Genomic DNA, 12,115 nt, shown 5'->3' with positions numbered 1-12,115 from the left:
CCCACCCCGGTCCGCCTGGTTCCGTGCGCTGTACCGTCCTGCACCTGCTTACCGCCTCTCCCGTGCAAACAACAGATAAAGAAAACGGTCAACAACTGGCATGCCTGGCTGTTTTCTTAATTGATGCATGATAAGGAATTGAAAAATCCGTTAATTGACCGGCTTTTCGCCGTTAAGATAGGCGGTTTGCCTGACTGATTCAGATACGATCGGCCTTGCTGGATCAGGCCATCTTTTCCATTTCCCGTTGATCGATTTATCAGGAGTCTTTGCCAATGCGTATCGTCGCGCTTGTCGCCGTGTTGCTGGCGGCCTGGCCTGGTTTGTTGCGCGCTGATGAAGGTTGTCGCAAGTTGGTGTATTCAGCCAATCCCAATTACCCGCCCTTTCACTGGTCGGACAATGGCCGTCTGCTCGGGGCCACGGTGGAAATTACCGAGCGCATCCTGACTGAACTGCGCATTCCGGGCGAAGCGCGTTATGTCGGGCCGTGGAATCGGGTGCTCAAAGCCGCTGAATTGGGGGAAATCGATCTGGTGCTGGCGCTGCGCCGCACGCCTGATCGGGAGAAATTCCTCCAATTCGGCGAAGCGCCTTTCAGTGCCAATCCCAGCGCGATCTTCGTGCGGCGCGATCGCCGGATTGCCTACCGGCGCTGGGAGGATCTACAGCCCTATCGGGGCGGCGCCAGTCTGGGCGACCGTTTCGGCGAAGGTTTCGATGAATTCATGCGCCATCATCTGACCATCGTGCCGGCCTATAACCTCGACCGTGGCTTTCATGATCTCGACCGTGGACTGACCGACTATTTCGTGACCGGCTATCAGGCCGGGATGGCTTATGTGCTGGGCAAGAATATGGAGAAGCGGCTGATGGCCCTGCAACCGATGGTCAGCCAGGGCGAAATCCATTTCGGCTTCAGCCGCCATTCCCCCTGCCGCGTGCTGGCCGCCCGCTTCGATGAAAAGCTGCGCCAGTACGAGCGCGAGGGCCGCACCGAAGCCATCCTGGAGAAATACCTCGAACGCTGGCGCGACAGCGCCGCCGATCGGGTGGAATAACAGGCAGGCGCTGTGACAGCGCCTGCCTCTGCCTCACATATCAAAAATCAAGCAAATCTACTGCAAGATAGATATCCATCTTCTTCAAGAAATAATCATTTATTACTTCTTCGGTGCAAGTGCCCACAGCAGCCCGCGTGTAATGCTGGCCGGAAAGACGGTCAGATGGTCTTCATCGTCCAGCACAAGCGCGCGGATCTCCAGGCCCGGATACGCCCGCTCCTGCAAACGCTGCTCAAAGCGCAGCAGGTCTCGCACCATATCGTGTTCCTTGTGGTAGCGCGGGTTGTCCGACTCCGGCCGCACGGTCTCGAAGGCGCCGATCGGCATCAATACCTTGGCCGGCAGATCGGGCTGGCTCGCCAGATAGCTCTCCAGGCGCTTGAACATCACCTTGTTGTCGTACCACAGCGAAGGACTGCTGAGGATGTAGTGCGAGAACATCCGCGGCTCGGTCAGCAGGATATGGACGCCCAACAGGCCACCATAGGAATGGCCGGCGTAGATCGCACGTTGCAGATCGGCCCGGTAGTGGCTGGCCACCCACGGGAACACTTCCTCGGCAATAAAGCGGCGATAGGCTTCGGCTTCGCCATAGCGGTACGGCCCACCTGGCGCCGGATCGAGCTGCTCGCGCACGGTCGGGGTGTAATCGCGCCGCCGGCTGTAGCCCGGCGTTTCGCCGCGGGCGTAGGACAGGCCGATCACAATGCAATCCTCCAGCGCCTTGCCGTCGTCGCGGACCCGCCGCACGATGCTGCGCACCAGCGGAAAGGCATAGTTGGCATCGGTCAGAAACAGCACGGGATAGCTGCGCGTCCCTTCGCGGTAACCATCAGGCAGGCTGACGAATAGCTGGTAGTCGCGCTGGAGAATGGCCGAGCGGATCGGCCGGACTTCGGTGTTGTCGAGCACATAGGGCATGACCTGGTCGGCGCTGGCGATGGCAGCGGCCGGTTCGGCCTGCCCTGCGCGCGAACCCAGCAATACGGCAGCCAACAGAGCAGCCAGTAGAGCGCGATGAGGCATTGGATGACTCCTTGAGGAAAAACGCGGACATCGGGACGCGACCGTCCCGGCCGGTCAAGCGCCAGCAGGATCGGATCGCGCAAATGGAAAGTGGATTTAGCGCGCGGTGCCGGCTGGCATCAGCCGCGCAGCCCCAGCGCCGGGCGGGAGATAACGTCGTCGCAGCGCGTCATTGGCAGGCAGGGAGACAAAACGCGCGACCAGCCAGGCCAGCAGCGCCGATCCTCCCAGAAACAGCAGCGCCCACAAGGACCAGCCGAGCGAATCGAGCTGTTCGCGGCTCAGCAGATTGCGTTGCAGGCCCAGCACGATGATATGGAACAGGTACAGCTCGTAGCTGTGCCGTCCGAGCCAGCGCAGCGGCGCCGTGAGCCTTCCCGTGCCCCAGCCGGGAGCCGGGTCGTTGACCGAGGCCAGCAGATAGACGGCGGCACACAGCGCAACCAGCGAAAAGCTGACCCCTTCCCAGCCGGCAAAACCGCGCAGATAGAGCGCCACGAATGCCAGCGCGGCCAGCAGCCGCAAGCCGGCGGCAGAACGACCGCTCAAGCCCAGGCGCTGCGCCAGCAACCCCACCAGACAGCCCATGGCGATGGCGTCGAAACACGCCAGATAGCCATACATGAAAAACAGCTCATCGTGAGCATGCACGGTGCGATAGATCGGTCCGATCACGATCAGCAGCAGACAGACCAGCACCAGCAGACGGGTGCGCCGCAATAGCCATCCAGCCAGAGGAAGCAGCAGATAGAACGCCTCCTCGACCGATAGCGACCAGTAGATATTGAGGCAGTAGTTGAAATAGCCCTCGGATTGCATCAGCAGGTTGTGCCAGAAGGTCAGCACGGAGAGGACCGCTGGAATGAAATAGCTCGCCGGCAGCGCATGGCCGCCGTCGCGGTTGTCGAAGAACGGCAGGTCGAGGCAACCCAGGGTCACGATCAGACCAAGCGCCAGCAGCAAGGCCGGCAACAGACGGGCAGCACGCAGCAGGTAGAAGTCGCGCAGGGCAATCCTGCTCAGACTGCCCCAGCGGGCCAGCGATAGATGGGTGATCAGATAGCCCGACACCACAAAGAACAGCGTAACGCCGAAATTGCCGTGGTAGACCGCCCGCAGCAGCGCACCATCGACCAGCGCGGCGAGCGGATGCTTCTTCCAGCCATAGGCGAGCGCGTAATGGAGCAGCAGCACGCACAGGATGGCTACGCCACGCAGCAGGTCGATTCTTTTATTTCGTCCTGGAGACTCCTCCTGGAAATGTAATATACTTGTCATTTTATTTTCCTAATGTCCTTCGACAGCCAGCTTCCCCGCGCATCACGACTGCAGGCATTCGTCTCGTCCAAGTGGCGGGCTTGAGGCTGCGACCGCTCAGGATCAACCGGAGGTGAGGCCTTGTCAGGGCGTCCCTCCTTGGTGCATCCGACCCGGACACCAAGCAAGCGCGGCGGGTCTTATAAGGCCGGGGTGCGTTCCAGGCGGCTCAGAATCTCCACGGCGTCGCGGACGCGGCTTTCCGCCCCATCGGCATGCAGCAGCACGACGGTCACATCGCCCCGCACCGAACGGGCGCGCAGAGTCAGGCAGCGGCCGGCTTCGCGGGTGAAGCCGGTCTTGGACAGCAGCACATCCCAGCCCGGACGCGCCACCACCGCCGATTTGGCCTGGGTGCCGGCAATGGCGGGATAGCGCGACGCGGCCTGTACCAGCCTGGCCAGATCGGTGGCCGTCGAGGTATTGCGCGGCGACAGGCCGGTCGGTTCGTGAATCGAGGTATGGGTCAGGCCAAGCGCCGCGATCTTGGCCTGCACAGCCTGTGCGAAGGCGGCAGGGCCGCCTGGGTAGGTGCGGGCCAGGGCTTTGGCGGCGCGGTTGTCGGACACGCCCAGCGCCAGATCGAGCATCTGCGCGCGTGGCAGTGTGGTGCCCACCGCCACCTTGGAAGCACTGCGTTTGCCAGACTCGACATCGCTGGCATCGATGCGGATCGACTCGGCCATATCGGGGCGGGCATCGAGCACCACCATGGCGGTCATCAATTTCGTGAGCGAGGCAATCGGCACCACGCGGTCGGCATCCTTCTGCAACAGCACGCGGCCCTGGTCGTCGATCACCAGCGCATGGCTGGCGCGCAGCGTCTGGTTCTGCAGGACCGGCAAGCGCGGCACGCTGGCATGGGCGGGGACGGAAGTCGGCTCCGTCGGCGACTCGCCGATCAGACCGTGGGCCTGGATCACCATCCCAAGCGCACAGGCCCCCAACAACACCGGCCCGAAGCGCCGCCGCGCTGGTTGCGGTGCGGGCCGCAGCAGTCGGCGGATACGCGCCAGCAGTTCGCCCCCCTGAGCGGCCTGCGCCAGCGGCGGCTCCCAACGGCTCAACTCGCCCAGGGCCAGGGCCAGGCGGCGCGGCTCGCCCAGCACCAGGGCGGCCAGATCGTCGGCGATCTGCTCGCGCTCGACCCGCACCTGCCGCGACAGCCACCACACCACCGGATGATGGAACAACAGCGCCTCCACCACCGATTGCAGCAGATTGGCCAGATAGTCAAAGCGACGGATATGGGCCAGTTCATGCGCCAACAGGGCTTCGAGCAGATCGGCCGGCATCCGGGCCACCAGGGCGGCGGGCAACAGCACCACCGGACGCAGCCAGCCTACCGTGACGGGGCCGGACAGCTCGGCCACCAGACGCAGCCCGACCGGCCGTTTTATCCCCAGCCGCAGCGCCAGGCCATCGAGCCGGCGCCGCCACTGCGGGTCGCGCCATGCTTCGCCGGCGCGCCGCAGGCGTTCCACCCATAGCAGCCCGCCCAGCAGACGCAGCGTCATCAGCGCAAAGCCGCTCAGCCACAAGCCCACCAGCCAGGGAAAGCCGCTTTCGAGCATGCTGGTCCAATCCGCCGTGCCAAGGCCCTCGTCGGTGGCACCGACCGGCACCGACCGGCTCAAGGCCGTGACCACAGGCAACAGCAGACAAGCGAGCAGTGCGGCATAGGCCAGCAGATAGCGGGTCCGGCCATCGGCCCGGCGCAACAGACGCAGTGCCAACGCCGCCGCTCCCCCGAGCAAGACGCCTTGCCATAGCGAATGGAGCAGTGCCCAACCGAGGACTTCCAGCCAAGGTGCGTTCATGAGCGTTCTCCCTGGTCGTCACGCTTCTCCTCATCGAGAAAGCGCTCGATATCGGCTTTTTCTTCCTCGGTCACATGACCGCGCAGCGCTGCCAGCACCAGGGCTTTGCCCGAGCCGGAAAAGACCTTGTGGATCAGCTCGCGCAGCAGGCTCGATTGCAGGGAGTCCTGCGAAGCGACCGGTGCATAGATATGCGAGCGCTGGCTTTCATCGCGCGACAGCAGCCCCTTGGCGTGCATCAGTTGCAACTGACGCAGCACATTGGCGTAGGCCATCTCGGGGCGGTCGGTCTGGATCGTCTGGTGAACCTGCTTGGCGGTAGCCGGGCCGATCTGCCATAGCACACGCAGCAGATCGAGTTCGGCGGGAGTCGGTTTGGGTAAGGCGTCGGTACGGGTCATCGAGACATTTTCCGGCGAATGGGGTGACGTAGAATGCATTTTCTAGAAAATTATGTCTAGAAAAATCTTTCTACAAAGACAACGGGCGTCCACAGACGCCCGTCATCAATCCGCTTCATCGACCTGATCGGTCCGATTCGTCGCCATGGGTCCGGCCTATGGAACGCGATGGGTCCCGGAACAGGCTGTTGCCATAAATAAAATATCAGGCCAACATGCTTCAAGACATATAAACATAAATATAAGAAAAATATCTAAACAAGCCATCACTCTGCAATCTGCGCCTCCGGCTCCTTCTTGCCGGCCAGACTCTTGGCCAGCCGTACCATGCCGAGAAATTCGCCACGATAACCGAAGCGATCCTCCCCGCGCGCCCCGGCGGCCAGCGCATGGATACGGTCGAAATCAAAGCCATCGAGATATTTGCCGCCATCGGCCAGCCGCTGCCCGAAGGCCGCGACGGCGGCGGCGAAGCGGAAGTCTTCATCGATGGCCGCCGCCTCGCGCTTGCCGTCTGGCCGGGCGATCGGGAATTCGAGCAGCTTGCTGGCCCCGCCGTCGGGCGACTTGTAGCGCAGCCGCAGGAAACCCAGCTCAGCGGCATGGGCTTGCTGGCGGGCCGTATCCTTGCCGTAGCGCAGCGGCTCGATCCGGGTCGGGTCGCCGGTCAGGGTGATTTCATAGAGCGCCGTCACCCGGTGGCCCATGCCGATTTCGCCGGCATCGACCTGATCGTTGTTGAAATCCTCACGCTGCAAGGCCCGGTTTTCAAAGCCGATCTGCCGGTATTCGGCCACCACGGCCGGGTTGAATTCGAGCTGGATTTTCACATCACGCGCCACCACCGCCAGCGTCGAGGTGTACTCGTCAACGAGCACTTTCTGCGCTTCATTGAGGGTATCGATATAGGAATAGGCACCATCGCCGGCATCGGCGAGCTGTTCCATCAGATGGTCGTTGTAGTTGCCGCCGCCAAAGCCCAACGTGGACAGCGACACGCCGTCGCGGCGCCGTTCGGCCACCATGTCCTTGAGGGTGTCAAAGCGGGTGATGCCGACATTGAAGTCGCCATCGGTGGCCAGCAGGATGCGGTTGATCCCGCCCTGGATCAGGCCCTGGCGTGCCATCCGATAGGCCAGTTCGATCCCAGCAGCGCCGGCCGTCGAGCCGCCCGGGATCAGGTCGTCGATGGCCGAATGGAGCCTGGCCCGTTCATTGCCCGGAGTCGGCTCCAGCACCACCCGGGTGCCGCCGGCGTAGGTGACCAGCGATACCCGATCCTGCGGCCGCAACTGATCAACCAGCAGCTTCAGCGCATTTTTCAGCAGCGGCAGCTTATCGGGGCTGTTCATCGACCCCGACACATCGACCAGAAACACCAGATTGGCCGGCGGCAACTCAGCCTTGGCGCTGTCGGCGGCCTGGATGCCGACCCGCAGCAGATAGCTGTGCGGATTCCACGGCGTCGGCCCCACCGCGGTCGCGACGGCGAACGGTTGCCGATCCTTGGGCAAGGGGTAACGGTAGGGGAAGTAGTTGATCAGCTCCTCCACCCGCACCGCATCGCGCGGCGGCAGGCGGCCCTGGTTGAGCAGCCGGCGCAGATTGGCGTAGGAGCCGGTATCGACATCGATCGAGAAGGTCGATACGGGCGCTTCAGCCGTCTTCAGCACGCCGTGGCGTTGGGGATGCTGGTAGTTCTCACGCTCTTCCTGCTGCGGCGGCGCCAGCATCGCCATTCGGTTGAGACTGCGGCCTGACAGCTCGACGGCCTTGTCGGCCAGCGGCCCTTTTGCCCGGGCGACCAGCGGGGCCGGCGCGGCCACGGATTCGGGCGCAGCGGGAGTGGGCCTGGGCGCGGGTGGCGGCGGTACAGCCTGCTCGCTTTGGACAGAAGGCAGCGACTGGGTACAGGCCGCCAGCAGCAGAACGGATGCGGCCAGTAAGTGACGTGGGAACATGACGGTCTCCAGTAAGGAAAGGGTGCTGCCCCTTCAACGGCCGATTCCGTGCAAACGGGTCAAGGCCCAGTGGATTTTTTTGCCGGTGCCCGTTGCAGGAAAACATCGCCACTGTCCCGAGCCGCGCAACGCCTAGGCAAGGCCCCAGTTGGCAGCGTGGCTGGCTATGCGATCATGGCCGGTCGCCTCAGGCGGCATCGAATCAAATAACAATTCAGGGAAACGCTACACATGAAACGCCACCTCGCGCTCTTCGCCGCGCTGCTTGCCATCGCCCTGCCCGTCCAGGCAGAGGCACTCAAGATCGGCATCGAGGGCCGCTATCCCCCCTTCGAGATGGTCGACAACCAGGGCAATCTGCATGGTTTCAATGTCGAGCTGGGCCGTGCCCTATGTGAAGAGATGAAGGTCCAGTGCAGCTTCGTGCGCACCGAATGGAACGACCTGATCCCCAATCTGCTGGCGCGCCGGATCGATGTGATCCTGTCGTCGATGGACATTACCGAGGATCGCGAAAAACAGGTGATGTTCACCGACCCCTATGCCCATTCGCCGGCCTTTTTCGTGGCCAAGAAGGGCCGTTTCCCGTTTGTCTTCATCTCGCCGCAGCGGGTCGAAGGCGTCACCATCGGCGTCGAGGAAAACACCAGCTACGACGCCTACCTCAGCAGCAAATTCGCCGATCGGGCGATCATCCGCCGCTACAAGACCAGTTCGGCCCTCTACAACGCGCTGGCACAGGGCGAAGTCAAGCTGGCCTTGATGGACGGCACCGCCGCCTATTACGGCTTCTTCCAGACCCCGGCCGGTCAGGGCTTCGAGCTGGTCGGCAGCGCACTGAAGGAACAGCGCTATTTCGGCCGTGGCCAGGGTATCGCGCTCAGAAAAGACGAACTGGTGCTGCGCGACCGCTTCAACAAGGCGCTCAAGAGCCTGATCGCGGGTGGCGTCTACAACTCGATCTCGAGCCGCCACTTCGTCTTCAATCTGCGCAATTGATACGCGCTCAAGACGGCGTCCAGTTCGACCAGACCCGGCGTGCAGCGGCCATCCAACGGTTCGATGCCCCATCGTCTCCTTCGCCCGGCAGCTTGCGCTGGCAACGATGAGTCCCACCGTCGATGGTCTTGCGACGAGCTGGCTTTCCTGGACGCCGTATTGACAGCGAATGGGTAGCACAGGCGGGGCAGACACATCATTAGGGGAGTGTCCGCCCCGTTGCAATCAAAGTTATTCCTCAGTTGAGGCTATCGGCTATCCACTTCGGCTTGCCGGGCCGAGGGAGTGACTCAGCGCGCGAACCGATTATTTATATTTCAATATATACCGACAACTGCCTAGCAAACTATTTGCAGATTATTTTACGAAAGGCAATTCCCCAGCTTATTTACCCTTTCTGCCCCAATTCGTCCTCCGCGCCCAGCGCCGGCGGCACCGGGGCGAAGAAACCGACTCCCACCAGCAGCAAGCCCACGCCGATAAACGACACGATCCGCGCCAGACCGCCAAACTCGGCCAGATCGAGCACAAACAGCTTGAGTACCGTCAGGCCGATCAGCGCAGCGCCAGTGATCCAGAGCGCGCGCAGGCCGCGTCGGGTGGCGTAGAACATCGACGCCAGCGCCACGGTGCTCCACAGCAGCGACAGTCCGGCCTGGAAAGCCGGCTCGCCCAGCAGTACCCGCGCCGAGAAGTCGAAGCCGCCGAAGTGATGGAAAGCACGTGCCAGCATCGCATTGGCCCAGCCGAACAGCAGTGCGCCGGCCGCGTAGAGGGCGGTGTCGCGGTAGGGCAGCAACTTGGCCGCGGGATAGGGATCGCGACACCAGGCCCACAGCGCGCACAGCGCCAGCAACATGCCCAGATCGAGCGGGTTGAGCAGCGGCAGATAAGGCAAAGGCGTCGCGGCACCGCTGCTCGACCAAGGCGCGGCCAGCAGCACCATCGACAGCAGCGCCGCAAGCGGCCAGATGGCCCACCATTGATAGAGTCGGGTATAGCGCCGCACCGGCCAGAAGTGTTCCAGCCAACGCGGCAGCCGCAGCGCCAGCGCGGCCGCCAGCAGACCACCGAGCCACGGCCAGGACGAACCCTCGCCCAGCCGGTCGAAGGCATCGGTCAGGGTCCACACCACCCAGGCCAGCAACAGCCACCAGCCGCCCAGATGGGCCAGACGCTTGCCGTCGCGCGGCAATTCATGCGACCGGTAGGCCAGCGTTCCCCAGAGCGCAGCGAACAGCAAAGGCCAGGTCAGCCAGCCGGCGGCCTCGAGCGGCGTGGCAAAGCGCTCCTGGGCCAGCACCAGGATCAGCAGACCCGCCACCGGCAGCGCCAGACCGGGGATGCGCAGCGCCCGATAGTCAAAGCCACGCGCCGCCACCGTCCAGCCCAGCACACTCAATACCGCCCACAGCAGCAACAGATTGACCTGCTGTCCGGCCTTGCCGTAGCGGTCGATCTCGGTCAGACCGCCCAACAGCCAGATCGCCACGCCCCAGGCCAGCAGCACCCAGTGCATCAGCCACTCGGCCGGCAGGCGCTTTTCGGCGCGCGCCCAGTGCTCCAGCAGGATGGCCGCGAGCCAGCTGGCACAGGCCACCATCAATGTGCCGAACAGGGCACCGTTGATCCAGCCGCTGTAGGACTCGGGGTTATGCCAGTGCCACAGCGCCACGCAGCCGGCCGCCAGCAGCAGCAGATAGCCGCTACAGCGACTCAGGGTGCGTTGCTGACGACAGCCCACCCAGATCAGCCCGGTGCCTTCGAGCGCCCAGGAGGCGGAGGTCCAGGCGGCGTCGAGCGCCAGCGGGACGGTAACGGTGGCAAAGCCGACCCCAAGCGCCAGGAAGGTTTCAGCGAGCGCAGCCAAGCCGGCCCGACGGCGCAGACCCAGCCACATGACACCATAGAACAGGGCCAGAAAGGCCGACGACCAGGCAGTACCATAAGCGAAATCCTTGACCAGCGCCGCCTGTAGACCGAAGCCGACCAGCGGCACGCCAAAGGCCAGCGTCGCATCGACCGGGTCTTTGACCAGCACGCCGTCCTCTTCCACCCGCCGCTGGGCGAAGGCCACGGTCAGGCCGACGTAGAACAGGAAGTAAAAGATCAGGAACGGCTCGGTGCTGGCAAAGCGGTCCGCCCGGTAGGACAGCACGCCCCAGGCCGAGGCGATCACAAAGGTAAACAGAAAGCCCAGCAGATTGAGCCAGCGCCACGCTCGCACGCGGGCCACCACGGCAATGCCGAGATTGAGCACGGCGTAATAGCTGAACAGCATCACATGGTTGCCCTGCCCGGTCGAAGCCAGGATCGGCGCCATAAAGCCGCCCGCGATGCCCATCACGGCCAGGGTCTGCGCCGATTGCAGCACTGCCAGCACGCCGGTGCTGATCGAAATGGCCGCCAGCAGCGCAAAAGCCGCCCCGGCAGGAATCAGTTCGTGCAGCCGGAAAGCCGCAAATACCGCCAGAAACGCCAAGCCGACCCCGCCCGCTTGCAGGCCCTGACCGAACACCGGCCGCCGCTCGCGCTGGAACCAGCCAAAACCGACCAACGCCACCGAACCGACCAGCGTGGCCAGATAACGCATTTCCACCGGGAAGTGGATGAACTTGGCCGTGTACTTGAGCAGGAAGGCCACGCCCATCAACAGCAATACCACCCCGACCTTGACCGCCGGATTGCCCTCGACAAACCACTTCGGCAGCCATTCGCGCGACTGGCTGGGCTCGCCATGGCGCGCGGCATGAACCGGACGAAGCGTCGGCGCCGGAATGGGCATCGCGGGGCGCGGCGGCAAGGGCGGTGACGGGGAAACAGGAGGGATGGAGAATGGCGGCGGCGCTGCCGGCACCGGCTCTGCTGCAGAGACCGTGGCAGGCGCTACGGAGCTGTGGCGCAGTGCTTCGCTCTGAGGCTCGACCCGACTGATGGGGGCAAGGGCGGGACGAGGTCCGTGTTCAGGTTCGACGGGAGTTTCTTGCTCGGATTTTGCCGCGGCGGCGGCAGTGGGCGGCATCACCCGAACCACGACCTGCTGTTCTTCCTGAAGGGAGAGCAGACGATCGATTTCGTGTTCAAGGCTGGTGATGCGCTGGTTCTGCTCCCGCTCACGCCCGATCAGCCAGCCCAGCACGGCACCGATGATGGCACCACCGTGAGACAGAAAGACTGACCCCAGCACCATACCAAGCAGCAAACCAGCTATCGCCATCGCAGACTCCGGGAACAGGATCGCGGCAGTGTCAGCAAAGCAGCCTGAACCGGCAACGCCAACGGCCGCGATGGTCGCCGCCAGTCACTTCTGGTATCACTTTTCGATACGATGAGTATCGATACAGTGTTATTTCCCAATACGGGCAAGCCGCTGACTTGCGGGTCCTGCGGGCAAGGCTGTGGGCTGTGGTCATTGCTTGTCGAGCCGGAACCCTGACAGGACGCACCTGATCAGTATCGACCCGCCACCGCAGCAACGGTTCAGGGCGGCTGCCCCAACAGTCACGCCTCAGCCTCGCTGCCGCCTC

Annotated in this window: 8 protein-coding genes; 2 read left to right on the top strand and 6 right to left on the bottom strand. The window is 63.5% G+C overall.

Translation table 11 applies throughout. The features are described 5' to 3' along the window. Positions 1-275: 275 nt before the first annotated feature. Positions 276-1,061 carry a substrate-binding periplasmic protein gene (locus ACFOW7_RS16975; protein WP_378166510.1) on the top strand — a complete coding sequence of 262 codons (786 nt, stop codon included), beginning with the start codon at positions 276-278 and terminating at the stop codon, positions 1,059-1,061. Positions 1,062-1,163: 102 nt separating this feature from the next. Here ACFOW7_RS16975 and ACFOW7_RS16970 read toward each other — a convergent pair whose 3' ends face one another. From ACFOW7_RS16970 to ACFOW7_RS16950, 5 genes are all read right to left on the bottom strand, one after another. Beyond that, on the bottom strand, positions 1,164-2,090 hold the full coding sequence (locus ACFOW7_RS16970) for an alpha/beta hydrolase (RefSeq protein WP_378166508.1): 927 nt from the start codon (positions 2,088-2,090) through the stop codon (positions 1,164-1,166). Positions 2,091-2,186: 96 nt separating this feature from the next. Then, positions 2,187-3,368, bottom strand: coding sequence for an acyltransferase family protein (locus ACFOW7_RS16965; protein ID WP_378166506.1), 1,182 nt, complete (start codon positions 3,366-3,368; stop codon positions 2,187-2,189). Between the two features lie 179 nt (positions 3,369-3,547). Beyond that, on the bottom strand, positions 3,548-5,227 hold the full coding sequence (locus tag ACFOW7_RS16960; RefSeq protein ID WP_378166504.1) for a M56 family metallopeptidase: 1,680 nt from the start codon (positions 5,225-5,227) through the stop codon (positions 3,548-3,550). Further along, positions 5,224-5,628, bottom strand: a complete 405-nt coding sequence (locus tag ACFOW7_RS16955) for a BlaI/MecI/CopY family transcriptional regulator (protein ID WP_378166501.1) — start codon at positions 5,626-5,628, stop codon at positions 5,224-5,226. Before ACFOW7_RS16955 ends, ACFOW7_RS16960 begins: the two co-directional genes overlap by 4 nt. 266 nt (positions 5,629-5,894) lie before the next feature. Next, positions 5,895-7,589 (bottom strand): vWA domain-containing protein, encoded by a 1,695-nt coding sequence (locus ACFOW7_RS16950; RefSeq protein WP_378166499.1) that lies wholly within the window; start codon positions 7,587-7,589, stop codon positions 5,895-5,897. 231 nt (positions 7,590-7,820) lie between these two features. Between ACFOW7_RS16950 and ACFOW7_RS16945 the strand changes: the two genes are divergently transcribed. Beyond that, positions 7,821-8,588 (top strand): transporter substrate-binding domain-containing protein, encoded by a 768-nt coding sequence (locus ACFOW7_RS16945; RefSeq protein WP_378166497.1) that lies wholly within the window; start codon positions 7,821-7,823, stop codon positions 8,586-8,588. Positions 8,589-8,976: 388 nt separating this feature from the next. Here the strand turns inward: ACFOW7_RS16945 and ACFOW7_RS16940 are convergent, their stop codons facing one another. Beyond that, on the bottom strand, positions 8,977-11,805 hold the full coding sequence (locus tag ACFOW7_RS16940; protein ID WP_378166495.1) for a DUF2339 domain-containing protein: 2,829 nt from the start codon (positions 11,803-11,805) through the stop codon (positions 8,977-8,979). Between the last annotated feature and the right edge of the window lie 310 nt (positions 11,806-12,115).

This window comes from Chitinimonas lacunae, from assembly GCF_042650885.1.
GTDB classification, from domain to species: domain Bacteria; phylum Pseudomonadota; class Gammaproteobacteria; order Burkholderiales; family Chitinimonadaceae; genus Chitinimonas_A; species Chitinimonas_A lacunae.
Note: the sequence above shows the minus strand (reverse complement) of the source record. Positions and strands in the feature narration are given on the sequence as shown.